Consider the following 26843-nt stretch of genomic DNA (forward strand, 5'->3'; position numbering starts at 1 on the left):
ATTATTCCCTTATTCCTTTAGCCACTAGCATGTCCAGCATAGCATAGGCCGTATGCTGGTTCACAATGGCACTTATCAATTCAAGTCTGTAATCCAAAAGCTCCCGCTGAACGGAAAGCAACTCCTCGAATGAGGATCCTTCATTTGCATATGCGGTCACCATGAGATCCAGCGCCTGCTGGGTCAACTCTACTTGCTCATCCAACAGCAGAACCTTGCGCTCCGAGTCCCTGATTTCCCGTATAGTCTCTTCTAACTGAACAAGTAATTCGTTCTCAGCATTCTCCTTCTGATATTGAATTGCCTCCCTATTATACCGGGCTTCGCTCTGAGCGGCCTTGTATTTCTTTCTGTAGATAGGCAATGAAAGCGTCACCATGGGCATGATCATATTGTTGCCCATCCCCGATGGCATGTACTCCATGGATCCTGAACCTCCTGGAAAACCCATTTCCGCTCTAGGTGAGAACACCATATAATTGGCCCCAACCCCGATCATTGGTCTTCCATCCAGTTTGGCCATCTGTTCCTGCTTTGAAAATACTTCAGCCTCTGCTTCCAGCATTTTTAACATGGGATTGTCCTGCATAACACTGTCGATGAAGCTTTCCCCATTAAAGGCTAAAATTCTTGGGCTAAGATCCTGCTCAAGTTGGATTTCGGCAGTTGACTCTGTTCCCAGAAGCTTGTTGAAGCGGAACATGAGTGGCCGCTTTTTATCAGCTAGCGTCTCCAGCTGACTTTCCATGGATCTAATCTGAATCTGTAGCCTGAGTACGTCGGAAAGTTTTCCTCCTGAGCTACCACCTCCCATTTCATTCATGCCTCCACCGGAACCGCCCATATCTCGTCGATCAGCCGCACCAGATGAACCTGCCCCAGCTTGACCCATGCTCATCCCGCTACTACGGGGACTGCTCACATTGGAACCAGCCGCCCTTACGGCAGTGGACGCACTGGAGGTGGCTCCACCGATATTACCTCCTCGGTAGCGAATAAGTGCAAGTCTTTCCATGGTGCGTAGAATTTCCAAGTTATCTTCCGTAATCTCAATCTCTTTCTGCAAGAGATGAAGCTCATAGTAAGTGGACTTCACTTCGAAGAACAACTGGTTTTTGGATTCACGAAACTGCTCATAGGAAGCATTAGCCATTAAACTGGCTTCATCTTTTTGGGTGCGCAACATGCCAAACCAGGGAAACATCTGCATGATGCTGATGTCCGCCCGCTGATTTCCCATCAGTCGCTCCATAGGCTGAAGAAATACGCCCAAGGAAAGCTCTGGATCGGGAAGGCTGCCCACTTGGGGCACCCTTTCCAGGTTGGCTAGATACCGCTGGAAATTCGCTCTTACTTCCGGGTTATTTTCCCCAGCCTGGATCAAATATTCCTCTATTTGTTGAGCTTGACCTAGCACAGCCAGCAATACTAGAACTACCGAAAGAAATGCTTTCTTAAGGGAAGCGCCAGCTATTTGAATCTTACGAATTGATATGACTTTTTCCATTAATCCTTAAGTTTTCTTTCCTCATTCCAAGCATAAAGCACCGGAACGATCAATAATGAAATCAATGCAAAGCTCATCCCCCCAAATGCCGGAATGGCCATAGGGATCATGATATCCGAACCCCTACCGGTAGAAGTAAGGATTGGCAATAGAGCCAGAATAGTAGTAGCAGTGGTCATCAAACATGGCCTGATGCGTTTTAAGCCCGCACTTACTACTGCTTTTCTCACCTGAGCTCTATTTTCTGGCTTGGACCTTTCAAAGCTTTGCGTGAGGTAAGTCCCCATGACCACCCCATCATCCGTGGCTATCCCAAAAAGAGCGATAAACCCTACCCATACGGCTACACTCAAGTTGACCGTACTCATTTGAAACAGCTCACGCATATTGGTGCCCAGTAGGTTGACATCGAAAAACCAGGTTTGCCCATACAGCCAAAGCATCAGAAAACCTCCCGCAAACGCCATCGCTATAGCTGTAAATATCATAAGAGCCACGGCTGTGGATCTGAATTGGAAATAAAGAATGAGGAAAATCACTGTTAAACACAGCGGGATCACAATGGCCAACCTTTTTTCGGCCCTGACCTGATTTTCGTAATTTCCGCTGAAGTTATATGTTACCCCAGCCGGCACCTCAAGCTCTCTAGAGGCAATTTTTTGCTTAATGTACCTATCAGCATCCTCCACTACACTCACCTCGGCATACCCGTCTTGCCTGTCAAATAAAACATATCCAACCAAGAAGGAATCCTCCCCGCGGATCATCATCGGCCCGGGTCGGTAGGTTACCTCAGCTATCTGTTGAAGGGGAATTTGCCCACCTGAAGGGGTGTTGACCAATAGTCTGGAAATTGCATCAGGGTCATCGCGGTATTCACGTGCAAATCTTGCACGGATGGCATATCGCTCTCTTCCTTCCACAGTGGTCGACAGTGTCATGCCTCCTACGGCAATCTCAATAAATTCCTGCACGTCCGACACATTCAACCCATATCTACCCATGGCTACCCTATCCAAGTTAATCTCTAGATATGGCTTTCCTAGAGACCTATCCGCAAATACAGCGGCAGGTTTTACTGACGGCACTTCCTTTAATAAATTTTCCAGACTCAAGCTGAACGCTTCGATAGTCTCCAAATCAGGGCCATACACTTTCATTCCCATAGGTGCTCGCATTCCAGTCTGCAACATGACCAACCTAGTTTCGATCGGTTGTAATTTTGGTGCGGATGTCACCCCTGGGAGATTGGATGTACGGCTTTGGATTTCATTCCAGATGTCATTTGGACTCTTAATTTCATCACGCCACTGCCTAAAGTGAAGCCCTTTGCTATCCGGCACTAGGTACCGTTGGATATTGCGCTGAACACCCCTGGCTCTTCTATCCTCCATTGGCCGCTCTTCCCCATCAAAAATCTTTTGCTCCGAACGGTCAAATAACCACTCCTGCTCATCCACGTTAAGCAGGTAATGCCCATCGCCATTCACTGCAAACCTTAATTTATTGGCCTGCTCATCCTGTATGAATTCTGTTTTGTAGTTGATCACATTTTCATACATGGACATTGGTGCAGGATCAAGGGGGCTTTCGGCTCGGCCAGCTTTCCCTACCACTGTCTCTACCTCTGGGATGGCCTGAACCAGCATATCCAGCTGCTTAAGGATTTCCATATTGGCCTCCACCCCTGAGTGGGGCATGGAGGTTGGCATTAGCAAAAATGAGCCTTCATTCAGTGCCGGCATAAATTCTTTACCCATGCCAGGAAATGCATGTGCCATAGAAGACCAAGCCTTATTCGTCCGCACATTATACCCTACTTCATCTAGGGCTCTTGGCACAAAAGCAAACACATTGGCAAATCCCATCCAAATGAGCAACGCTAGCAGCATTATGGTTAAAGGCAAAGCCATGAAAGTCTTTTTATATTCCAAGCACCATATAAGAATAGATTTATAGAATCTGATAAAAATTCTAAATAAGCCCAATATCAAACCTATCACTGCTATAATAAAGATAAAGTTAACTAGGGCCGATTGAGATAGACCCAATGGGCGCCACTCCAATGCCAGCAGGAAGGATACTGCAATTACTACAATGGTAATCGTAATGGCATCTTTGAATTTGCCATCAAAGAATTTCTCAGAGTAGTAGGTGTGAAACAGGTTATTTAACCCCAATGCAAGCAACACTAAACCTGCCCATGGCATTACAAACAAAATGGCCAAGCCCGCCAATGTCAGCAAGAAATTGGCAATCGTTTTTGCTTTTCTGGATTTCAATTGAGCTCCAAACAACCAATGGGCAAAAGCCGGCATAAATACCAAGGTAAATATCAAAGCCGCCACCAAGGCAAACGTCTTGGTATAAGCCAACGGCCCAAATAGCTTACCTTCTGCCGCCTGCAAAGTAAAGACAGGTAAAAAGCTGACAATGGTGGTCATCACAGCGGTCAAAATTGCTGAAGCTACTTCCGTAGTGGCCTCATAAATAATCGTAAGCTTGGATTTGGTAGTATCCCCAATCCCCAAATGCCTCAGGATATTTTCACTCAGAATAATCCCCAGATCCACCATGGTCCCAATCGCAATGGCAATACCGGACAAGGCCACGATGTTGGCATCTACCCCCATGTATTTCATCATAATGAAACACATCAGCACAGCCAAGGGCAATAATGCAGAGATCAACAAGCTGGCTCTTAGATTGACCACCATCACAATAATAACTATGATTGTAATCAATATCTGCAGGCTAATCGCTTCATTGAGCGTATATAGGGTTTCATTGATCAAACCGGAGCGATCATAAAAGGGAACTATGGTAACTTTGGATACCGTGCCATCTTCCAGGGTTTTACTTGGCAGACCTGGGGAAATCTCATCGATTTTCCTTTTCACCTCATCTATTACTGCCAAAGGGTTATCACCGTACCTGGCCACTACAACCCCACCTACAGCTTCGGCTCCGCCTTTATCCAAAATGGCACGCTCTGCCCGACTGGCGGGTCCAATGTTAACTTTTGCAACGTCTTTTATTCGAAGCGGCACGTTGTTGTTCATTCTCACAACCGCCTGCTCAATATCGTCCAAGCTCTTCACATAGCCTAAACCGCGGACGATGTACTCCACCTTGTTGACCTCCATGGTATTGGCCCCCACGTCCAGGTTGGATTTCCGGACCGCGTCCATTACTTCCATCATGGACACATTGTTGGCTTTCATAGCATCGGGGTCAAGGTCCACCTGGTATTCCTTGACGTGTCCACCTATGCTGGCCACTTCCGCAACTCCCTTTGCTCCTGAAAGTCCGTATTTCACATAGAAATCCTGGATGGTCCTCAATTCATGTAGATCCCAGCCTCCTGCCGGATTGCCCTTTTCATCTCGGCCTTCCAGGGTATAGAAATAAACCTGACCCAATCCCGTGGCATCGGGACCTAACTGGGGCTGTACCCCTTCTGGAAGAAGCCCAGCTGGCAAAGAGTTCAACTTTTCCAAAATCCGGCTTCGACTCCAGTAAAACTCCACATCTTCTTCGAAAATGAGGTAAATACTGCTGAAGCCAAACATGGAAGTACTCCGGATGGATTTTACTCCGGGCATGCCCAGTAAGGCCGTGGTGAGCGGATAGGTGATCTGGTCCTCTACGTCTTGAGGGGATTTGCCCATCCAGTCGGTGAAGACAATTTGCTGGTTTTCACCTATGTCGGGAATGGCATCTACGGGCACCGGATCACTGGGCAAAAACCCAGTATCCCATCTAAATGGGGCTACGATAATTCCCCAAGCCACTATTATAAGTAGCAGCAAAACCGTCACGAGCCTATTCTCGAGAAAGAATTTGATAATAGAATTGAGCATTTATAAGAATGATCAAATGAAGAAATCTGTAAGGAAGTGCCTATAAATTCAAATGGCACAATAAGTCAACAATTGGCTGGGAGCCAATTTTTAAATCAAAAAAGTCTGGTTCTGGATATGAATGGGCGTCTTCCAGGCAAACAAGTCCGTTTCATCCAAGACCTCCCTATCGGGTTTTATTTCAATAGAAAGCTTTTGAAGCAATGCGATAAAATCGGAGATGGCAAAGGAAAAGTCCACTTTTTGGAACTGGTAGTCCACCAAAGCCAAGAGCACCTGATCTCTGTTTTGCTGATCCTGAAAATCAACATCTAGGCAGCAATCGGGATCAACATCCTGTTCCGAACAGCACTTTGAATGTTCATGGGACACTTTTACCGTCTCAAGCTTCTCCCCGCAATAATGCATAGAATAGCTCAAACCTGCGTTGAAGAGCAGGTAAATCATTAAAAACGATATCTTTATGAAGCGGTCCATGATAAATTATTGAAACAAATATAACAAATGCTGATTACTTCGCTTTATATTTTTTTGGTAATTTTTAATAGGACCCAGACTTACCTAAATTTGGGGTGTAATATTTGACCATGGGAAGTTTAATAATCAACGGGGAAAAGATCCCATTTACTGACATTGCAACAGGTTCTTATAAGTCGACCGATCCTTATTTTCAACAATCACTTGATTATTGCAAGGCTTGGCTTTTGGGAAAAGAAACCTTTGAACTCCAAACCTCAGGATCTACGGGTAAACCCAAAACAATTACCGTTGCCAGAATCCAGATGGAAGCGAGTGCCAAGGGAACAGGACAATTTTTCAATATACAAAAAGGTGCAAGCCTGCTATGCTGCCTGAACACGGAAATGATTGCTGGCAAAATGATGCTGGTGAGAGGAATGGAATGGGATGCAGATGTAATGCTCTTAAAACCAATCGCCAATCCTTTGGCCGAGATAGGGGGGGCAAGATTTGATTTTTCAGCTATGGTTCCGTTGCAACTGGAAAATGTGATCAACAACGCCGACACAAGCTCAAAATTAAGTGACATTACTTACCTCATCATAGGCGGCGCTCCCATGAGCGAAATCTTAAGAAAAAGAGCTTCAGCCTACCCTAATTCCATTTATCAAACTTTTGGAATGACTGAGACGGTCAGCCATGTAGCTTTGGCCAAAGTGGGGCTCCAGCAATCCCCTGTGTATAAGGCCTTGCCGGGTGTGAAGTTTGGTCAAACTGAGGACCGCAGATTGGTGATATCTTCCCCAATGGGCAGGGAAAACCGACTCGAAACCAATGATATTGTGCAACTTATATCTGACGAGGAATTTATCTGGATAGGCCGCGCGGATTTTGCAATCAACTCCGGCGGGGTCAAAATTCATCCTGAAGAAATTGAAAATCAAATACTTCCTGTTTTGGAGAAAACATTTCCTGGAAAAAATTATTTTATTTTTGGGCTTCCCGATGACACCCTGGGCCAAAAAGTCTGTTTGCTCATAGAAAATGGCCAAGTCGGTGAAAATCAGGCAAGGGATTTGCAAATGCAGATTCAAGCCCTTGTTTCCAAGTATGCAGTTCCAAAAGCGGTCTTTTTTTTAGAACATTTTGAAGTGACAGCATCCGGGAAAATCAATAGGCGAGCAACTATTGAACGATTAGCGTAAAATGAAAAACATCCTGGTACTATTGGTATTGCTCATCATGATCAGACCTTCCAAAACTGACCTCACGGTCACTATTGACAATTTAGAAAACGACAAGGGAGTAGTGCGGATACTGCTTTTTAATTCCCCTGACGGATTCCCCGACAACGATAAAAAGGCAGTGGGCAGTGCGGTGGTGAAAATCCAACACGGAAGAGCACTCTACCAGTTCAAAGACATGGCCGACGGCAACTATGCCATCTCTGCTTTTCACGATGAAAACGAGGACGGTAAGCTGAACAAGAATCTGCTTGGAGTTCCCCAGGAAGCCTATGGTTTCTCCAACAACGCAAGCGGTACATTTGGCCCGCCCTCTTTCTCTTCGGCAGCTTTCAAAGTTGACGATGAGAATGATGTTCACGTCATGAGCCTCAAAAAATAAGACTAGATTATCAAACATCCCCTCGGCATGGATGTTTTCCAAAAAAAGAACATCGATGCTCGAGGAACATTTCTTTACCTGCCCTTATTGCTTTTCAAATATCTCTGTGCTGCTTGACCCCAGTATTGCAGCTCAAACCTACATTGAGGATTGCGAAATATGCTGCAAACCCATTGAGATCAAATTCTTTATAGAAAATGGAGAGTTATCCTTTTTCTCTGCACAGTCTATCGAACAGTGATTTTTCAGCACTATATAGCTACAAGTAAACTGGATTTTGATAATTTTGTGCCTGATTTTAATAGTTATCAAAAATCAGCGCAACATGAAAAAGCTTATACTTCTCGCATTCAGCTTCCTCCTAATTTTTGGTTCCTTACAAGCCCAGTCACCTGACGAAATCTGGGAAGCAGCCAATCAATACGCTTTGGCCAACTTGAATGAGGATTACGAACTATTGCTCGACTTCACCTATCCGCAGGTCATTGAACAAGCAGGCGGGCGCGAAGCTTACAAAAAAGTTTTGCTCCAGATGAATGAACTGCAAAAAAACAGGGGAATGAGCTTGAGCGACTTTATTGTGAAAGAGCCTTTGGATAAAGTGAAAGCCGGTGACGAATGGCACGTAGTGGTGCCTTACCAGTCAGTCACAAAGGTAAAGGGAGGCAGATTGACCTCTGAAAACACTTTGATTGCCGTGGCAGCTGAAGGGAAGAGCAAATGGTATTTTGTCGAGACAGCATCTCTTACGGAAAGAAATCTAGCAAAGGTGCTTCCCAATTGGAATAACACATTAATCCTCCCCTATAAAAAAGCCCCTATTTTTAAAGAGGATTAATTATTAAGAAAAAGAAAGACCGAGCATCCAGCTCGGTCTTTTTCTTTAATTCTACTTTTTCTTCCGTGCTTCGGCAAGCTGGGCCCACATTTCATTAGGGATCTGATCGAGGTGGCTAAACTCACCTGCGCCCTTGAGCCACTCCCCTCCATCAATAGTGACTACTTCTCCATTGACAAAAGCTGAGAAATCAGACATGAGATAGGCCGCAAGATTTGCAAGCTCCTGATGCTCCCCTACCCTGCCCACAGGTATTTTCTTGGCTGGGTCAAATTTCTTGACCAACTCCCCAGGTAGCAACCTACTCCAGGCTCCTTCCGTAGGAAACGGTCCCGGAGCTATCGCGTTGGAACGGATCTGGAATTTGGCCCATTCCACTGCCAGAGATCTTGTCAAAGCCAGAACTCCGGCTTTGGCCACCGCACTGGGTACCACATAGCCTGAACCGGTCCAGGCATATGTGGTCACGATATTCAAAAACGTCCCCTGTTGTTTATTTTTGATCCAATGCTTACCTGCAGTCAAGGTAACATTGGAAGTGCCTTTCTGCACAATGTCTACGACAGTCTGAAAAGCATTTGCTGAAAGCATTTCGGTTGGACTGATGAAATTTCCGGCGGCATTGTTGAGCACCCCATGGATCTGGCCCAACTCCGCATTGGCCTCGGCCCACATTTTTTCTACCTGCTCAATTTCCCTTACATCACAGCGCAAGGCAAGCACCTTTCCTCCAAAGGAATTCTGCATTTCATCGGCGGTCTGCTGCAAGACGTCAAGTCGTCGGCTGGTGATGATGAGGTTGGCGCCCAACTTCAAAAAATACTCACCCATTGAACGGCCCAGTCCAGTGCCTCCCCCAGTGATCAAAATGTTTTTTCCTTCCATGGCTCCATCCCGGAGCATTCCTTCGGTATATTTCATGATTCTAAATTAGATTGTTAAAAAACTGAATATAAGCATTAATCTTCTTAATTGATCCTTTGTTTGCCAACCCTAGCCAACTGTTAATGTACCGTAACCAAAACCAAATACATAACATCAACACAAACTACTGATAATCAAAGACTATGTTTTGTTGAAGATGTTAAAAAAGAGAACCGAAAGGGGAAAAGGAGAAAGTTGCACCGAATTTGCATAGTTACAGACATGCGTAATATAATTCCATTTTTAATAATATGGTGCTGCCTTTTCGGAGGCCTGCTGTTTGCCTGCAGCGATGAGTTTGACAACCAACTTCAGACTGATCCTGAATTTGAAGCCGAGGAAATTTTCAATGCATCCGCTGCCTTGGATGAGCATCTGTATTTCCTCACGATGGGTTTTGAGGATTTTCAAATGGCATCCTCCGATAGTTTGCAGTTACCCGGTTGCCCGATCATAAACGTAGAAGAAAATGATCGAAAAGTGACACTGATTTTCACTAATCAGGAATGTCCAGACGGTACTACCCGCAGGGGTGGTTTTGAAATAAGCTTTGCCGAAGATAGCCTGCCCACCATGTTGACCTACCAAAATTACCAAGTACGTCAAAACACCATTGAGGGCTCAAGGAGCTATCTTCGGGATAGCTCCTTGATCACCGAAAATTCGGAAGATATTTTGGTATTTGACTCGTTTGGCTCCAGCACACGGTTGAATCTAATCTTTCATCATGAATTGATTTACCTAACCGACACACTATCTCAGATCGCAACCAGAGGGGAAGCTACGGGCCGAAACTTGGCCGGAAGACCTTTTAACATGCAAGTGGCAGAGGAGAAAATCCAAACTCTAGAATGCTGGTCCCAAGGCATAAACTTGGCTTCTGTGGGAAGAGAAAACTGGAACATTGAGCGGCAGCAAGGCCTTACCGTTCGTCACCAGATTTCCTATGGAAACCAAGACGACTGTGATGAGCAAGCAGAGGTCACTTTGGACAATGGCCAACGTATTATTTTGACAACTGCCAATTAAAAAACTAAAGGATTATTTATCCCTAAATTTTACTGTCTATCCATTATTTCCGCCTCAAGATTTATTTAACTTTTTAATTTCAATTCACTGTGGTTCTTTTGCAGGATAATTTGCAAAAGACACATGAAAATCAGAAAACATTTATTATTGCTTGCCGTCCTCTCATTTTTTGGATGGAGCGCTTCGGCACAGCAATCCTCAGACAAACCCAGTTATCAAATATCAGGTCAGTTGATAAGTGAGGGTTCGGGAGAGCCTGTTTCATATGCCAACGTCGTGCTTTTCGACGCGGAAGGAAACAACAAGGCCGGTGCAGTGGCTGATGATGAGGGTTATTTTTTCATCACCGGTTTTGGAAACGGAAACTATAAAATCCAAGCTAGCTTCATGGGCTTCCAAACGCTTTCCAAAGAAAACATCCAAATCACATCTGAAAGACCATCAGTGAATCTTGGTAAACTTGAACTTACTGAAGAGTCTGTGTCCTTGCAGGAAGTGGTGGTTCAGGGTCAACGAAACCTAATTGAGGAAAGAGTGGATAGAACTATCTACAACGCCGAAAATGACAGAACCACTATAGGTGGTGATGCGGCTGACGTGTTGAGAAGAGTGCCCATGTTGTCAGTGGATTTGGATGGAAATGTTTCCCTAAGAGGTAGCCAAAACATTCAGGTTTTGATTGACAACAAGCCTTCTACCATCACTGCCAGCAGTGTGGCGGATGCCTTGAGGCAGATTCCTGCTGACCAAATTAAAACAGTGGAAGTGATCACTTCGCCTTCGGCAAAATATGACGCGGAGGGTGCCGGAGGTATTATAAATATTGTAACCAAAAAAAACAACCTCCAGGGCGCATCTATGAACGTAAATAGCAGTGTCGGGGTGAGAGGCTCAAACCTTGGCATCAACGCCAACGCCAGAAAAGGCAAAATGGGCTTTTCCTTGGGAGGGTTCGGTAGAGCTGGTTACAATATTTTGGGAAGCTTTGACAATGACCAATTTGTCAACAATCCTGAAGGACCGATAACCAGAACCAACCAGACGGCCGATACCAGAACAAACATGTTGATGGGCCGCTATAGCCTGGGTTGGGATTATGATATCAATAAGTACAACTGGGTTGGAGCTTCTGTCAACTTTGGGATGTTCAATTTCAGAAACCGTCAGGACAACCTTTTGTCCAATACTTTTCAGGAAGATGAATTAATCAATTCAATTCTTAGAGAGGTTTCAATAGATAACCTAAGCAACACGATTGATGCAAGCTTGAACTATACCAGAACTTATGACACTCCCTCCAAAGAGTTCAGTGTAATGACTTTGTTCAGTAGAAACAACAGGGTGAATGATTTCATCAATCTGAACTACGATCCTACTCAGGCATTTATTGCCAGCAGGACACTCAACGAAAACAGCTCGAACAATCAAGAATTCACTGTTCAGCTTGACTATCAGACACCAATTAACAAGAACCAGATTGTTGAATTTGGAGCCAAGAACATTTTGCGTCAAGTAGTCAGTGATTTCCGTTATTTCACGGCTGATGGTAGCGATGGAGAATATGAACTAATCGACAACGCACAGTTAAACAACGTCTTCAATTATAACCAGAATGTATCTGCGGCCTATTTGTCTTACACTTTGAATTTTCTTGACAATTATACCCTAAAAGCTGGAACAAGATATGAGTACACGGTGATTGATGCAGACTTCAGAGATGAACAACAGGTGGAAATTCCTTCTTATGGAGTATTGGTGCCGAGTGTGAATATTAGCAGAAAGCTGAAAAACGGCAACATGCTAAAAGCAGCTTATAACCGTAGAATTCAAAGGCCTTCCTTGCAGTTTTTAAATCCAAACTTGCAAGCAGCCAACCCGCTTTTTGTAACTCAGGGTAACCCGCTACTGGATCCTGAATTCACGGACAACTTTGAAGTGGGCTACAATACTTTCTATAAAATTGCCACCATCAACATGTCGGCATTTATGAGAAAGAGTACAGGTTCTATCCAAGCCATCAGAACACCACTTGAAAACAACGGTATCTTGACCACTTTTGAAAATATCGGTAGTGAGGATGCATACGGTTTGAACCTGTTCACCAACTTCCAGTTCTCTAAAAACTTCTCTGTCAACGGTAGTGTAGATGCCTTCTATGCGGTGTTGGACAACAATGTGCCAGACCCACTATACAATTCCTCCAATGAAGGCTTTGTGGTAAGTGGTAGAATGTTTGCCAACTACAACTTTGCGGAATCTTGGATGCTGCAAGGTTTTGGTTTCATGAGGGGCCGTCAGGTACAGCTACAAGGCTATCAGGGTGGCATGTATTTCTACGGCTTGAATCTCAACAAGCAATTCAATGAGAAGAAAGGCAGCATAGGAATTGGTGCCGACAACTTCCTGACCCGCGGAATGGTGATCAACAGCGAGATCAACTCTCCTACCATCAACCAAACCTCCACCACGGTCATGAGAAATATGAACTTCAAGGTTAATTTCACTTACCGAATAGGAAAAATGAACGTAGCTCAGCAGTCGAGACGGAAGAAAAGATCTATCAACAATGAGGATATGAAAGAAGGCGAAAGCAGCGCCCCGGTGATGAACAATTAATTCAGAACCGATACCAAAAATAAAGGCTGTCTCTTTTCAGGGACAGCCTTTTTGTATATTTGGGTTTATTGATTATTCTTCTTCCTCCAATTCCTGTTCAAATCCTAAACCTGCGGCGAACAACAGCCGAGCATGGGCTATATTGCGGCGGGCTATGACATCATTGAGAATCAGCTGCCCCTCTATCACGCTCACTTCACGGGCATTGATTAGGAATAGGGAGCTTTCCCCCATATCAAACCTCATCTGCTCACCTTCTAGCAACCGCTCAAGTCCTAAGAGATTTTCATTGAAGGTCCTGTACTGGTTTTGCAGGGTTTCCATATTGTTCAGCTCACTTTCCAAATTGGCTTTTAACCTCACGAATCTCAGGTCCCTATCTTGGGTGGTAAAATTGATTTGGGACTTGACTATCCCCAAAGCTCCACGCTCCCTTCTCAGAAACAAAGGCATCCTTACGGTGGCCCCCCATTTGTAGTTGTTTTCGAAAAATGTATGATTACTATTTTCGAAACCGCTCGTGGTATTGGTCAGTATATTATAATGCAATTGGGCCACAGGTTTAAGCTGATCAGCCCTCCATCGTCGCTCAACTTCCAAAGAAGCTAGATCAAAATCCAAGAGTTGAAGCTCTGGGTGTCGATTTAGGTTTGCCCTAAGCAATTCCAAACTATATGAAATGTCAATTCCCTCGGAAAGGTCCTGCGGAACCACTTGATTGCCTAAATTCATGGGTTCGTTATATTCATCCCAAAGGTAGATTTCCAACATCTGCTGGGATTCAAAATACTCCATCTCCTTGGCCTGTAGCCTATATTCACGGTTCAACACCTGGGTGTGGGCTTCCAAGGTATCAATAGCAGGAAGATCCCCATATATAAAACTATCACGGATTCCTCTAAACCGAACTTTTGCCAATTCAAGTGCCTCTCGCATCACCACCACATCCTGATATGCAGACGCCCATCGCCAATAAACCTGGTTAGCATCAAGGTAAAGTCTATTGAGCATCAATTGCTGCTCAGAAAGTGTGGCGTCTCTGTAAATTTCAGCTTGACGCAGTGCCCTTCTTCTGCTATCGATCATCAGGCCTTGGCCCAAATTTACCGAAGCGCCAACCGTCATCAGGCCTTCTGTGGGAACCCTTCTCTCCGGGTTTAGGTATTGCCCAGTATTTTGCTCTACCAGGCCTTTCAACTGAACACCACCCATGGTGGGTACCACTACACCCGCTTCTCGCTTGTGATAGTATCCAACGTTGTTATATTCCTTCTCATCCAGATTACCAAAGAGGTACGGGTCAAACCCTCCTCTTGCCATCCTCAGCTCCTGGCGGCCCATCTCGGTGGTGATGACTGCCTGGTTGACTACTGGATGGTAAAAAGAAACCCATTTGATAAACTGGTTGTATGAAAGGGTATCCTGAGCACTGACATTAGTGGCCAGCACGACAATCATACCCAGTAATCCAATTAGTTTTCTCATTGCCTTCTTGCTTGTCTCTTTTCTTCAGCAGTATAATAATCTGCTGGGAATCCATTCAGTTGTCGCCAGATCTCGTACCAGATTGGCACATCATTGAGAAGAGCTATGCCATCAGCCGCCGATCCTATCTGCAAACCATCTGGCCAAGGCTTGTCATCAGGATCCTGAGCCACTACTACCCTGTATTTGTTGTTGGCACTGGTAAATTTATCTATCGCCACTACCTTGCCCCCAAAGGTCCCGTTGGAAATCTGCGGCCATCCTGAAAAGACAATTGCCGGCCAACCGTCAAAGATAAATCTAACCCGATTACCCAACCTTACTAATGGCAGGTCAATTGGTTCCACATACATTTCCACCGCTAATTGGGCGTCAGCTGGCATGATGCTCATGATCTGGGTACCTTCATTTACGGTTTCACCAATACCCACCTGTAGGGCCCTAGCAATGTAACCGTTTTGTGGGGCCAAAACATAACGCATGCCTGTTCGGACTTCATAGTTGCTATACTGGTTTTCTAGCCTTGTAGCGGTAGCCTCGGCATCAAATTGGGAGGACATGGCAGAAAATTTATCCGCCTCTGCCCTGGCTAGCCTGTCCCTAAATTCATTATCTATTGCGTTTAACTCAATCTGTGCTGCGATTTTTTCATTTCTGCTACTCAAAAGCGTATTTTCCGCTGCAATCAGGTTTGCCTGCACTTCTTGAAACCTTAACCTTCTTTGTTCCAAATCTGTCAAAGATCTAAGACCTTCTTCAAAAAGCTTCTCTGCACGGGCATATTGGTCTTCCCCAATGGAAAAGTTGACTTTGGCCTGCTCCAATCGGATACTGTCAGACTGCACCTGCAACTCGGCCATTTCCAGCCTATTTTGCGCTTGCTCTATTCGGAGGGAATTATTTGCCTTTAAGGCCAAAATCTGCCCTTCTTGAGCCTTCACCCGCTCTGCATAAGAGCGAGCAGAAAGGTTTTTGGCATCTACCTGCTTAAGCGTTCTCTCCAATAGCAAGGGATCGAAATAATCATCCTTGATCTCTGAAATCAATAGTAATGTATCACCGCGGTTCACATAATCACCCTCAGCCACATACCACTGCTCTATCCGACCTGCAATTACCGTCTGGATGGTCTGAGGCCTGTGATCTTGTCTCAAAGCCGTCACCATCCCTTTAGACCGGATCGTCTGAGTCCAGGGTAGGAAAATAAAGAGTAGCAGGAAGAGAAAGATATAAAGTAAAATCTTCACCCTTTTTTTGCTCTCGCTGGCAGGAATGGTCATGCTGAGACTCTTGAAATTCTCAAAATTGACCTTTCCCTCTAACTTGTTGGAAGAAATGTTGAGCATACCCTTAGTTGTTACCGTTTTTAAATTCGTTGTATTCAGCAGGTGTTCCGACAAACTTAACCCTGCCTTTGACAAGTTCAATCACTTTATCAGCCTTTGAAATCAACTTTTCATCTTCGGATATGAAAATGGCTGTCCACTCTCCTTTAAAAATGTAATCGATGATTTCTTCTTCTTCACCCTTGAGCAGGCTCCACAGATCCTCAAGCAATAAGGTTCTTGGGTTGTGCACCAGACAACGGGCCACAATTATTTTTCTGATATCCACTTGGCTCAACCCTTTACCCTCGGGCATGAGCATAGTTTCCAAATCATCTGGAAGGCTAAACACGTAATTATTCAAACCAACCAGCTCCAGCACTTTTCTTACCTTGGGTTCTTCAACATCCCTACCCAAGGTGATATTTTCCCGCATTGTACCATGGAAAATATATTGGTTGTTAAAGCTTTCTCCCAGGTATCCCCGGAATTTATTAATATCCAAAACATCCAGAGGAAGCCCATTGACAATTATTTTGCCGCGGTAATCCTCATAAAGACCTGCCAAAAGATGGAGAAGCGTACTTTTACCACTGCCACTACCACCAGTCAACACCACTTTTTCCCCAGCATCAATACTGAAGTTAATGTTCTCTAGAATGTTAAATTGCTTATTGGAGGATTTAAAATAAAGCTTGTTGAGTTCAAACTTCAGCCCATGCTCGTTTTTGGATAAAGACTTTTCGGTACCGATCTGCTTTTCAATAGGCATATCCATTACCAATCCCAGTTTTTCTACAGCAGTCAGGGTATCATATACCGTCTCCAAGCTTAGAATCATTTTTTCCACTGAACCGATCACGAGGATGATTACAATTTCAGCCGCGACAAACTGGCCTATACTGATTTCCTCGTTTATCAACAACAAAGAACCTACTCCCAAAAGTGCTGTCACTATCAACACTTTAAAAGCAATAAGTACTTTGTATTGAAAAATAAGCACATTAAAGTGCTTGTTCCTAAAATCCACATAGGACTGCAGCAAGTAATCAACCTTCAAAAGAGGTAATTTGGAACTACCCGAAAGCTTAAAGCTAGGCAGTGCCCTTGCCACTTCCTCGAGCCAATAGGCCACATTGTATTTAGCTGACGATTCTTTTAATGCCGTTTCCATACCCTTAGGAGAGGTAAAGTAAAATATCGCAATCAAAATCAAGATCAGAATTACCCCAAAAAGGATGAAGTATGGATGGTAAAACGCCAAGAGAATCAGCCCAAATAAAACCTGCAGAATAGCCGTTGGGAAGTCAAGTAACAGCTTTGCAGTTCCTTTTTGCAGGTTGACTGAGTCAAAAAACCTGTTGACCAATTCGGGGGCATATTTGTTTTGCAAGGCATCAAGTTTCAACCTTGGGAATCTGTATGCAAAGCCTAGGGCTGATTTGGTGAATATTCTTTGTTGCAATTTCTCCGTAAGGTAAAGCTGGCTGATCTGCAGGAAACCGCTGAAAGTAAAGCCAGCAGCTACCAAGCCGATCAGGATCACCCATGAGGTAGATACCCTACCGCCAAGGATAAAATTAAACAGGGCCTGAATGGCCAGTGGCAAAATAAGCCCCACCCCACCGTTGAGAACAGCATAGAAATAGATGGCATATACATCACGCTTCTCCTGGTTTAGCAGCTTACCAAACCTTTTCATGGGAGTGATTGCCGGATTGTCTCCTTTCATTTTGTACTTATAACATTAAAAACTAATTCCTTATAAAACTCCAACCTTTCGGTTCCCGAGGCAGTCATCTCTGTGAGCACAGGGATGTGTTTGGCATAATACGGCTGCAGGAGACTCGACTCCATGATCGTACTCGCCAATGTTTTGGGGAATTTGTAGGTGGGATTAAGCTCATATATAATTTCGGCTATCCTTTCTCCTATCTTGAGGTAAGAAGAAAAATAGCCGTTTTTGAAGTCACGCTCTACTTCCTTAGTCATAATAGCCTTGAAGGATTCCTCAATCAGCATCTGACGCAGGTGTACTGGGTTGACAAACTCGTTTTGTTTTCCAATGGGTCCATCGATTAATATCTGAAGGGCGATATGCAATTTATGCTTGGGATCGGTGAGATTGGCTGTCCCCATCACTAAGTTGAGTTCCAAATAACCCCAATACCAAAGATTAAGAAACAGCAGTAATTTGTGTTTGTTTTCAAAATACCTGTAAATAGCCGCCTCGGTGCTCCCCACTTCTACTGCAAGTTTTTTAAATGTAAAACTTTCCAGCCCTAACGTGGACATCACCTGGATGCTTTTCTCTATTATTTCCTTTCCCAAATCAGAACTAAATGGGTCCTTGAGGTAAACATTCTCGTTTACATCAACTCGCATCCTATTTAGCAATTGTTCCATATCCTATCCGCAAACGTTATCTCTAACTTTATGTTTGCAAAAGTAATTATAAGTTAGTAATACTAACAATAATAATTGTTAAATATTTTAACGGTATGTACCACCTTGGGAATAGGCATAAAAAAAGCCGCTAAGCGGCTTTATTTATTGTTATGCAGATTAATATCTATAATACTCTGGCTTGAATGGTCCTTCCTGAGGCACACCGATGTACTCGGCTTGCTCCTCTGATAAGGTCTCCAACTCAACACCCAATTTGCTAAGGTGCAAAGCCGCTACCTTCTCATCCAAATGCTTAGGAAGTACATATACCCCCGGTTCATATTGATCCGTATTCGTCCAAAGCTCCAGTTGGGCAAGGGTCTGGTTAGTAAATGAATTAGACATTACAAATGATGGGTGACCTGTGGCACAACCCAAGTTTACCAATCGGCCTTCAGCCAAAATGATGATCTCGTTGCCTTCCACATTATAAAGATCCACCTGAGGCTTAATTACATCTTTGGTATGGCCATAATTCTTGTTCATCCACGCCATGTCGATTTCGTTATCGAAGTGGCCGATGTTACAAACAATAGTTTTATCCCTCATGGCTCTGAAGTGAGGCTCGCTGATGATATCTTTGTTACCAGTTGCAGTTACCACGATATCCGCTTCTTTCACTGCATCGACCATTTTCTTAACGGCAAAACCATCCATAGCGGCCTGAAGGGCACAGATTGGATCGATTTCGGTTACGATTACTCGCGCACCAGCACCCCTCAAGGAAGCTGCGGAACCTTTCCCAACGTCACCATATCCCGCCACTACGGCCACTTTACCTGCCATCATGACATCGGTAGCTCTTCTAATAGCGTCTACTAAAGATTCCTTACAGCCATATTTGTTGTCAAATTTAGACTTGGTAACAGAATCGTTTACGTTAATAGCTGGCATAGGAAGAGTGCCTTTTTTCATTCTTTCATAAAGTCTGTGAACACCAGTAGTGGTTTCCTCAGAAAGACCTTTGATGCCAGATACCAACTCAGGGTATTCGTCCAAAACCATATTGGTAAGGTCGCCACCGTCATCTAGGATCATGTTCAGAGGAGCCTGCTCTTCACCGAAGAACAATGTCTGCTCGATACACCAGTTAAATTCCTCCTCAGTCATGCCCTTCCAAGCATACACACTGATACCAGCAGCAGCTATGGCAGCGGCAGCATGGTCCTGGGTTGAGAAAATATTACAAGAAGACCAAGTAACCTCAGCTCCTAGAGCCACCAATGTTTCGATCAAAACGGCAGTTTGGATCGTCATGTGAAGACAACCGGCGATCTTGGCCCCTTTCAAAGGCTGCGACTTGCCATACTCTTCTCTCAAAGCCATCAAGCCCGGCATTTCAGCCTCAGCAAGCTTGATCTCTTTTCTGCCCCAATCAGCCAAAGAAATATCTTTAACCTTATACTTGACGTATTTTTTAGATGTAGTTTCTGACATGTATTCGTTTAGTTATGGATTATTTTCAATTCTTGGAATGCCAAATTTACTGAAATGCGAAGACAAAAGAAAATTAGGCAATTAAAGAAATTCAACCTCTTTAAAAGCATATTGGTTCAGCTGGCCACTCTCCTTTTCTATTTTCAATTTTCCTTCCGTAGTAATACCAGTTATTTTGCCTAAAAATTCACCGTCCATTGGGTCGCGGTAAGCTGACCACTCATTATAACGATAGAGATTCTGAATAAAAAGTCTCCGAAGGAGTTCAACTTCACCTCTCTTTAATCGAAGATAGTAATTTTCAACAGTCTTTACAATCAATCGCAATATCTCCCAAACTTCCACCTGGCTCCCTGTCAACTTGGCCAGAGATGTCGGGCCTGGAAATGCAAAGTCGGTCTGGTTCAGATTTAACCCAATACCCACTAAAGACATATCTATCCCCCTTGTACTGACGCTATTTTCGATGAGCACACCACCCAACTTTCCTTCATATCGATGCATGATGTCATTGGGCCATTTCACTTGTATGTCAGGTGTGTATTGTGCCAGTACTTCTTGGACTGCCAGGGTAATCATGATGTTCAAATCAAACTGTTGGCTGGCATCTAAGAAAGACGGGGACAAAACCAATGTAAATGTCAGATTTTTAGAGGGTTCACTAAACCACTGGTTTCCGCGTTGTCCTCTACCCTTAGTTTGCTTATCGGTGATGATAATGGAACCTTCTCGAGCCTTTCCTTGCTTATAGAGTTGCATAGCTTCATCATTGGTCGAGTGACACTCTGGCAGGTAATGAATGTCTTTTCCCAAAAAAATCGTGTTGGCAAGGATTTTATGCATACAAATATTAGTTATTTTGTCCCACAATAAAGATATTTATCGTTTATTTGGAACTCAAAAATACAGCTTAAAACACTAAATTAATAATATGACAGCAGAACAGCTGAGTAAAGTTATCGTGAAGGGAATGGAAGAGAAGAAAGCTTCCGATATTGTAGTAATGGATTTAAGAAATGTAAAAAGTTCAGTATCAGATTTTTTTGTGATTTGTTCTGCCAATTCAGACACCCAAGTAGAAGCTATTGCTGATTCAATCGAGGAGACTGTATTTAAAACCAGCAAAGAAAGCCCGTGGAGAAGTGAAGGAAAAAACAACCGCCAGTGGGTGTTAATAGATTATGCCAACGTAGTAGCACATGTGTTTTTGAAAGACAAAAGGGAATTTTATGCCCTTGAGGAACTGTGGGGTGACGCAAAAGTGACCACAATCTCTTAATCCCGCAAACTTATATTTTTCAAAACCGTTCTACTTTAAGTTTATTGCCTTAATAATTATACAATGAGTGATAAAAACAAGAATAAAAAATTCATTCCCAAACCTCCTCAGAGGCCAAACTTCCAATTGTGGCTGATCATCACCGCGGTGATCGTGCTCATTGGAGTTTCGTGGTTTAGCCAGCGTAATGCTGTGGTGGACATCACCATGAAGCGATTTGAGGACATGGTTTTGGCCAATGATGTGGCCAAAGTAGTAGTGGTTTACAACCAAAACTATGTTGATGTCACTCTGACTGAAAGTGCTTTGGAAAAGTCCCGCTATGCGGATGAACTTGATCTTCAAAATAGATTTGCCACCACTTCTGGACCACATTACAGAATCAACATCGCCTCGGTAGATAAGTTTGTCGAAGATTATGACCGACTTGAAAGTCAATTGCCTGAAGAGCAAAGAATCGGCTACTCTGCCGAAAAGCAGGAAAGCCTTTGGAACACCTTCGGTAGTTTTGGTTTTCTCATTCTTCTTTTCTTCCTTTTCTGGATCATGATGAGACGAATGGCAGGACCAAGTGGGCCTGGCGGACAGATATTCAATGTGGGTAAATCTAAAGCCCAGCTTTTTGATGCCGAAAACAAGGTAAAAATCACTTTCGGCAATGTGGCCGGCCTAGATGAAGCCAAGGAAGAAATCCAAGAAATCGTAGAATTCCTTAAAAACCCTTCCAAATTCACGAAACTAGGCGGTAAAATCCCTAAAGGTGCCCTACTTGTAGGCCCTCCAGGTACAGGTAAGACATTGCTGGCAAAAGCTGTAGCAGGTGAAGCCGGTGTACCATTCTTCACGCTTTCAGGTTCCGACTTTGTGGAAATGTTTGTAGGTGTGGGTGCTGCAAGGGTTAGGGATTTGTTTAAGCAAGCCAAAGAAAAAGCGCCTTGTATAATCTTCATTGATGAGATTGACGCCATCGGCCGTTCAAGAGGTAAAGGCCAGATGCCAGGATCCAATGACGAAAGAGAAAACACGCTTAACTCCCTTTTGGTGGAAATGGACGGTTTCGGAACTGACACCGGGGTGATTGTACTGGCCGCTACCAATAGGCCTGACGTACTGGATAGCGCCTTGCTAAGACCAGGTCGTTTTGACCGTCAAATCAGCATCGACAAGCCGGACATTGTGGGTAGAGAAGCGATTTTCAAAGTTCACCTGAAGCCAATCAAAACGGCTGAGGATGTGGATGCGAAAAAACTGGCAGCCCAGACTCCAGGCTTTGCAGGTGCCGAAATTGCCAATGTATGTAACGAAGCGGCATTGATAGCGGCTAGAAGAAATAAGAAAGCTGTAGATATGCAGGATTTCCAGGATGCGGTTGACCGTGTGATTGGAGGTCTTGAGAAGAAGAATAAAATCATATCTCCTGAGGAGAAGCAGATCGTCGCTTACCATGAGGCTGGTCACGCAGTAGCAGGCTGGTTCCTGGAGCATGCCGATCCATTGGTAAAAGTAAGTATTGTACCAAGAGGTGTGGCTGCATTAGGTTACGCCCAGTATCTGCCAAAAGAGCAGTTCCTCTATCAAACCGAGCAACTAATCGACGAGATGTGCATGACGCTCGGAGGAAGAGCCGCTGAAGAGATCATCTTTGGCAAAATTTCCACCGGTGCTCTGAGCGATTTGGAAAGAGTAACCAAAATGGCGTATTCAATCGTGTCTGTTTACGGTATGAACGAGAAAATCGGAAACGTTTCTTTCTATGACAGTAAGCAATCAGACAGGTTCAGCAAGCCTTATTCTGAGTCAACTGCCGAGACTATTGACCAAGAGGTAAGAAAGCTAATCTTATTTGCCTACGAAAGGGTAAAAGAGCTCCTAATGGAGAAAAGAGACGCTTTGGAAATTTTGGCAAAAGAACTTCTTGAGAAGGAAATTCTTTTTCAATCCGATCTTGAAAAACTAATAGGGAAAAGACCTTTTGAGAAGGAAACTACTTATGAAGCATTCACAAGAAAGATCGATGCAAAAGAAAAAGAGGAATCTGAAGAAAAGAAAAATATCGAAGACGATATCAAAGAATCAGTAACAGAAAAAATCAGCACCAAAAATGATGAAGATTAATCATTGACGGTAATATTATTAAGGCACATAACAACTTGTTATGTGCCTTTTTTGTTGCTTTGTTTGAGATTACAAAACTTATGAACGGAATAGGATCAATCATCTTTATAATAGTATTTACACTTTTATCCACTTTCATCAACTGGTACGTTTTCCAAGGGCTCAAAACCTTAGTGGAGGATTGGGGAAGTAATTCTAAGAAGTCCTTCTTTCTTGGTTATTGGATTATATTCGGGGGAATTACGTTATTTTCCGTGATTACCTTTATCCGGATCGCTGTGGAAGGCAAGATCCCGCCCAGTGCCCATAACCTCGTAAATGTAATCCTTACGGTAACCGGTACCCAAATCGTTTTCATTCTATTCATGCTTGGGGAAGACTTGGTGAGAAGTATGGTCATGGGAGCAAAATATGTAACCTCTGATGAGGCATCTCTTCCATCCAGGCGAAAGTTTGTTACCCAGCTTGGCCTGGTAGTAGCAGCAATTCCTTTTTCGGGATTTATTTACGGTATTTTTAAGGGCAAATACAATTTCAAGGTCCACCACCAGCCGGTTTATTATTCAGACTTGCCTGAGGAATTTGATGGTTTTAAAATCGTGCAGCTTTCTGATATTCATTCCGGCAGCTTCAAGGATTTCGGTTCAGTGGAGCGCGGGATTCAAATGGTGATTGACCAAGAACCTGATCTTTTTGTTTTCACTGGTGACTTAGTCAATCATAGAGCCGGGGAGATTGATCCGTTTTTGGAAAAGTTCAGTACCATCAAAGGGAAACACGGGCAGTTTTCCATTCTAGGCAACCATGACTACGGAGACTATATTCCATGGCCTACCCCACAGGAAAAAAAGGACAATTTCAATAGGATGATAGAACAACATGGGAAGCTGGGCTATAAGTTATTGATGAATGAAAACATCACCGTGAAAAAAGGCAACTCCAGTATTCGCTTGTTGGGAGTGGAAAATTGGGGTATTGGGTTCAATAAAAAGGGTGATTTAGACAAGGCCCTTGATGGGGTGGACAAAAACGAGTTTAAGGTACTTTTAAGCCATGATCCCAGTCATTGGGAAGAAGTGGTAAAAGACCACCCTTCCAACATACACCTGACTCTCTCTGGCCATACCCACGGGATGCAATTTGGAATAGAAACCCCCGTGATCCGGTGGAGTCCTGCCCAATACAGATATCCCCACTGGGCAGGACTGGCACAGTCCCTCAACCGATATCTCTATGTCAATCGGGGTTTCGGTTTTCATGCCTTTTCCGGACGGGTTGGTATCTGGCCTGAGATTACTGTAATAGAACTAAAAAAACAACAGGTGTAACATTTTCTGCCCAAACTGTTCTTATAAAATAAACAGCAAAATATCCCTATTGGTATATTTTTTCGAGCACCTAGCTATTTATGCTTAGAAAAGGTAAAAAAGAACCCGCTTTTTTCAGCATACACATATATCTTTTAGTGGCATTAGTATAGCTATCATATACTTACCAACCACTAAAACCAAAGATTAAATGGACAACCCAAATAAAAACACCATAGACAAATTAAATGATCTGATAGCTATAGCCGCTGATGGCCGAGAGGGCTATGAAAACGCAGCTGAGAACATTGAGGATCATGGAGCAAAGGCTTCCTTTAGGCAATTTTCACAGGAAAGAGCCTCCTATGTCAACCAGCTTCAGCAAGAAATCATTGGCCTAAACGGAAAGCCAAAGGACAGTGATGGGGATGTGCAGGGCGCACTTCACCGAGCTTGGTTAGAAATCAAATCGACCTTTACTGGTGGTGACAGAGAGGCTATTGTAAATGGCTGCATTACAGGTGAAGAATCAGCCATTGAGAGCTATGAAAAGGCTTTGGAGAAAGAATATATAAGCGGGTCAACAAGAAGCCTGCTCAATGAACAACTGAGCGGAATTAAAAACGCACTGAATGTAATAAAGAGTTATCGTGACAATCCATAATTTTTTACCGCATGGATTTGGAACAGTAAGGGCTTTGCTCTTACTGTTTTTTTATGCCTCATCTCTATTTCAAAACCGGGCTAAAACTAATTTTTTATAACAATTACCATTTTAAATCGTAATATAATAAGAACACTAAAGAAGAGAGCCATGGTACGAGTTATGTTTGCATTAGTATTTTTGACCTTAAGTTTTCCAATTTTCGCCCAAGATACCTACCCAAGTTATCGCATGACTAATGGTGTACCGGATGCTTCAGGCATTCTAGTTACTAATCCCAATCCCACTGGAGGCTTACTGATCTACAACAGCAAAAATGGTCAGGCTACCATGTCTCCCATGAAGATCCGCGAATTTCAACCTGAGGACAATGATGTGTTTAATGGAAGGATAAAAAGCGTGAAGGAACCTGAAATGACTTTCAATCCTGAATTGCTACCAGAATACAGGGAGATTAGTGAGTTCATATTACCAATCCCATTGCAATCCAGACCCTTGGAGTTTGACATGCCTAATTACTTAAAGCATAGGCCTTCCATACAGATTTCTCCAACCTGGAACAATCCTATTTTAGAAGAAAAAAAGCAAGGAGACTTTAACCTAAGGCAGGATTAATTAAAAACATCCTATTTGCCACATACAGAACAAATTTCCGCAGTTGGTTCAAGTGGAGCTACCCTTCTCAAGGCTTCCTCGCTGTTGTTAAATGGACCTAAGTATCGGCGGTTCATCATATCCGGCATCTGGGCACAGCCCTGAGCATGAATTTTTTTAACCCCTGAATCTGACAGGTTCTCGTCTATGTAAAAGAATTTCATAATACTAAGCAAATCGTTTGACAAGTTAAGCAATCGATTTTAATCCTGAAATACCGTAATTAGGGTATTTTTTGATGTTTCTTCCTGTTTTTTCACATTTTTTTCTACTTTTGCCAGCCACTTTCAACCCACTAAAGATTTTCATACGCTAAATAACCTATGCTTAGAGGAGTATTATTGGTTTTCTTGGGCGCTTCCAGTTTCGGAGTACTCTCTTCAATTGTCAAGTTGGCCTATAAAGATGGCTTTTCTCTTGGAGAAGTAACGGGAGTTCAGGCCTTTTTTGGTACCATGCTTTTGTGGACGATCTATTTCTTTCAACAAAAAAGCAAATCTGTCCCAAGGACGAAAAAAGCTTTTAAGCCAAAATTGAGAGTTATTCTGATGGGGACTTCCACAGGACTTGTTAGCATATTTTATTACAAATGTGTCCAATCGGTCCCTGCCTCCATAGCCATTCTTTTGCTGATGCAGTTTACCTGGATGGGGGTAGTGTTGGACATGGTGTTTTCAAGAAAGTTTCCTTCAAAACTTCAAACCTTATCGGTAATTGGGGTTCTTTTGGGGACTTTGCTTGCTGGGAATGTATTGCACCAAGGTTTTGAAAACATACAACTCGTCGGCATCTTCTATGGATTGCTGGCGGCACTTTCCTATAGCTGCTTTTTGATGATCAACAACCGCGTGGGCAACCAATATCCACCAGCATTAAAAAGTGCTTTGATGCTCACAGGAGCATGTATCTTGATATTTTCAATATTCCCACCCGTGTTCCTTTGGAACGGTTCCCTTGGAAATGGCCTATTGGTTTTCGGAATTCTCTTGGCCCTTTTCGGAACGGTCATCCCTCCCCTTTTCTTTGCCAAAGGCATACCGGTGGTTGGACTTACCCTAAGTTCGATTCTAAGTGCAGCAGAGTTGCCTGTAGCGGTGTTCATGTCATGGTTTATCCTAAATGAAACTGTGCTTGGCATACAATGGCTTGGGGTTATCCTTATCCTTGCTGCTATAATTTTGCCCAATGCATTAAAGCTTTTAACTAAAAGCAGTAAGCTTTCACAAAAAGTATCTGTATAAAAAAAGCTTTCCAGATATCTCTGGAA

At 43.5% G+C, this 26843-nt stretch carries 23 protein-coding genes; 12 read left to right on the forward strand and 11 right to left on the reverse strand.

Annotation, left to right across the window (positions count from 1 at the left end; genetic code table 11):
- Nucleotide 1: 1 nt before the first annotated feature.
- The 3 genes from KIH41_RS05685 to KIH41_RS05695 all read right to left on the reverse strand — a co-directional run bounded on the left by KIH41_RS05685 (nucleotide 2) and on the right by KIH41_RS05695 (nucleotide 5817).
- Nucleotides 2-1507 carry a TolC family protein gene (locus KIH41_RS05685; RefSeq protein WP_213943935.1) on the reverse strand — a complete coding sequence of 502 codons (1506 nt, stop codon included), beginning with the start codon at nucleotides 1505-1507 and terminating at the stop codon, nucleotides 2-4.
- Nucleotides 1507-5370 (reverse strand): efflux RND transporter permease subunit, encoded by a 3864-nt coding sequence (locus tag KIH41_RS05690; RefSeq protein WP_214161810.1) that lies wholly within the window; start codon nucleotides 5368-5370, stop codon nucleotides 1507-1509. Before KIH41_RS05690 ends, KIH41_RS05685 begins: the two co-directional genes overlap by 1 nt.
- A 90-nt stretch (nucleotides 5371-5460) precedes the next feature.
- Nucleotides 5461-5817: an HYC_CC_PP family protein gene (locus KIH41_RS05695; protein ID WP_214161811.1), complete on the reverse strand. Its 357-nt coding sequence runs from the start codon at nucleotides 5815-5817 to the stop codon at nucleotides 5461-5463.
- Nucleotides 5818-5957: 140 nt separating this feature from the next.
- Here KIH41_RS05695 and KIH41_RS05700 point away from each other — a divergent pair, with 140 nt between their 5' ends.
- The 4 genes from KIH41_RS05700 (at nucleotide 5958) to KIH41_RS05715 (ending at nucleotide 8293) form a co-directional block, all read left to right on the forward strand.
- Nucleotides 5958-7034 (forward strand): AMP-binding protein, encoded by a 1077-nt coding sequence (locus KIH41_RS05700; RefSeq protein WP_214161812.1) that lies wholly within the window; start codon nucleotides 5958-5960, stop codon nucleotides 7032-7034.
- Nucleotide 7035: 1 nt separating this feature from the next.
- Entirely contained in the window at nucleotides 7036-7455 is a 420-nt protein-coding gene (locus tag KIH41_RS05705; protein ID WP_214161813.1) for a DUF2141 domain-containing protein, read from the forward strand.
- Nucleotides 7456-7510: 55 nt separating this feature from the next.
- On the forward strand, nucleotides 7511-7696 hold the full coding sequence (locus KIH41_RS05710) for a CPXCG motif-containing cysteine-rich protein (protein WP_213943930.1): 186 nt from the start codon (nucleotides 7511-7513) through the stop codon (nucleotides 7694-7696).
- Nucleotides 7697-7780: 84 nt separating this feature from the next.
- Nucleotides 7781-8293: a hypothetical protein gene (locus tag KIH41_RS05715; RefSeq protein ID WP_213943929.1), complete on the forward strand. Its 513-nt coding sequence runs from the start codon at nucleotides 7781-7783 to the stop codon at nucleotides 8291-8293.
- 51 nt (nucleotides 8294-8344) lie between these two features.
- Here the strand turns inward: KIH41_RS05715 and KIH41_RS05720 are convergent, their stop codons facing one another.
- Nucleotides 8345-9214 carry an SDR family oxidoreductase gene (locus KIH41_RS05720; RefSeq protein ID WP_213943928.1) on the reverse strand — a complete coding sequence of 290 codons (870 nt, stop codon included), beginning with the start codon at nucleotides 9212-9214 and terminating at the stop codon, nucleotides 8345-8347.
- A 225-nt stretch (nucleotides 9215-9439) separates the two neighbouring features.
- Between KIH41_RS05720 and KIH41_RS05725 the strand changes: the two genes are divergently transcribed.
- The gene (locus KIH41_RS05725) at nucleotides 9440-10246 is read left to right on the forward strand and encodes a hypothetical protein (RefSeq protein WP_213943927.1); all 807 of its coding nucleotides are present in this window, start codon (nucleotides 9440-9442) and stop codon (nucleotides 10244-10246) included.
- 123 nt (nucleotides 10247-10369) lie between these two features.
- Nucleotides 10370-12862, forward strand: a complete 2493-nt coding sequence (locus KIH41_RS05730) for an outer membrane beta-barrel family protein (RefSeq protein ID WP_214161814.1) — start codon at nucleotides 10370-10372, stop codon at nucleotides 12860-12862.
- A 72-nt stretch (nucleotides 12863-12934) separates the two neighbouring features.
- Here the strand turns inward: KIH41_RS05730 and KIH41_RS05735 are convergent, their stop codons facing one another.
- The 6 genes from KIH41_RS05735 to KIH41_RS05760 form a co-directional block, all read right to left on the reverse strand.
- A complete protein-coding gene (locus KIH41_RS05735; RefSeq protein ID WP_213943925.1) occupies nucleotides 12935-14347 on the reverse strand; it encodes a TolC family protein in 1413 nt (470 codons plus the stop codon).
- Nucleotides 14344-15693: an HlyD family secretion protein gene (locus KIH41_RS05740; protein WP_213943924.1), complete on the reverse strand. Its 1350-nt coding sequence runs from the start codon at nucleotides 15691-15693 to the stop codon at nucleotides 14344-14346. Before KIH41_RS05740 ends, KIH41_RS05735 begins: the two co-directional genes overlap by 4 nt.
- A 4-nt stretch (nucleotides 15694-15697) precedes the next feature.
- Nucleotides 15698-17404, reverse strand: coding sequence for a peptidase domain-containing ABC transporter (locus KIH41_RS05745; protein ID WP_213943923.1), 1707 nt, complete (start codon nucleotides 17402-17404; stop codon nucleotides 15698-15700).
- On the reverse strand, nucleotides 17401-18078 hold the full coding sequence (locus tag KIH41_RS05750) for a TetR/AcrR family transcriptional regulator (RefSeq protein ID WP_213943922.1): 678 nt from the start codon (nucleotides 18076-18078) through the stop codon (nucleotides 17401-17403). Before KIH41_RS05750 ends, KIH41_RS05745 begins: the two co-directional genes overlap by 4 nt.
- 159 nt (nucleotides 18079-18237) lie before the next feature.
- Nucleotides 18238-19557 carry an adenosylhomocysteinase gene (ahcY, locus tag KIH41_RS05755; protein ID WP_214161815.1) on the reverse strand — a complete coding sequence of 440 codons (1320 nt, stop codon included), beginning with the start codon at nucleotides 19555-19557 and terminating at the stop codon, nucleotides 18238-18240.
- Between the two features lie 81 nt (nucleotides 19558-19638).
- A complete protein-coding gene (locus KIH41_RS05760; protein WP_214161816.1) occupies nucleotides 19639-20400 on the reverse strand; it encodes a biotin--[acetyl-CoA-carboxylase] ligase in 762 nt (253 codons plus the stop codon).
- An 88-nt stretch (nucleotides 20401-20488) separates the two neighbouring features.
- On the opposite strand from KIH41_RS05760, the gene rsfS reads away from it, so the two are divergent.
- The 5 genes from rsfS to KIH41_RS05785 all read left to right on the forward strand — a co-directional run bounded on the left by rsfS (nucleotide 20489) and on the right by KIH41_RS05785 (nucleotide 25537).
- The gene (gene rsfS, locus KIH41_RS05765) at nucleotides 20489-20836 is read left to right on the forward strand and encodes a ribosome silencing factor (RefSeq protein ID WP_213943919.1); all 348 of its coding nucleotides are present in this window, start codon (nucleotides 20489-20491) and stop codon (nucleotides 20834-20836) included.
- A 63-nt stretch (nucleotides 20837-20899) separates the two neighbouring features.
- A complete protein-coding gene (gene ftsH, locus KIH41_RS05770) occupies nucleotides 20900-22951 on the forward strand; it encodes an ATP-dependent zinc metalloprotease FtsH (RefSeq protein ID WP_214161817.1) in 2052 nt (683 codons plus the stop codon).
- A gap of 80 nt (nucleotides 22952-23031) precedes the next feature.
- Complete coding sequence (locus tag KIH41_RS05775) at nucleotides 23032-24279, forward strand: metallophosphoesterase (RefSeq protein WP_213943917.1); 1248 nt, start codon at nucleotides 23032-23034, stop codon at nucleotides 24277-24279.
- Nucleotides 24280-24469: 190 nt separating this feature from the next.
- Nucleotides 24470-24922, forward strand: a complete 453-nt coding sequence (locus KIH41_RS05780; RefSeq protein WP_213943916.1) for a ferritin-like domain-containing protein — start codon at nucleotides 24470-24472, stop codon at nucleotides 24920-24922.
- A 231-nt stretch (nucleotides 24923-25153) separates the two neighbouring features.
- Complete coding sequence (locus KIH41_RS05785; protein WP_214161818.1) at nucleotides 25154-25537, forward strand: hypothetical protein; 384 nt, start codon at nucleotides 25154-25156, stop codon at nucleotides 25535-25537.
- A gap of 11 nt (nucleotides 25538-25548) precedes the next feature.
- Here KIH41_RS05785 and KIH41_RS05790 read toward each other — a convergent pair whose 3' ends face one another.
- Entirely contained in the window at nucleotides 25549-25740 is a 192-nt protein-coding gene (locus KIH41_RS05790) for a hypothetical protein (RefSeq protein WP_213943914.1), read from the reverse strand.
- 159 nt (nucleotides 25741-25899) lie between these two features.
- Between KIH41_RS05790 and KIH41_RS05795 the strand changes: the two genes are divergently transcribed.
- The gene (locus KIH41_RS05795; protein ID WP_213943913.1) at nucleotides 25900-26817 is read left to right on the forward strand and encodes an EamA family transporter; all 918 of its coding nucleotides are present in this window, start codon (nucleotides 25900-25902) and stop codon (nucleotides 26815-26817) included.
- Nucleotides 26818-26843: the final 26 nt, after the last annotated feature.

Source organism: Litoribacter ruber (genome assembly GCF_018500185.1).
Classification (GTDB): Bacteria; Bacteroidota; Bacteroidia; order Cytophagales; family Cyclobacteriaceae; genus Litoribacter; species Litoribacter ruber.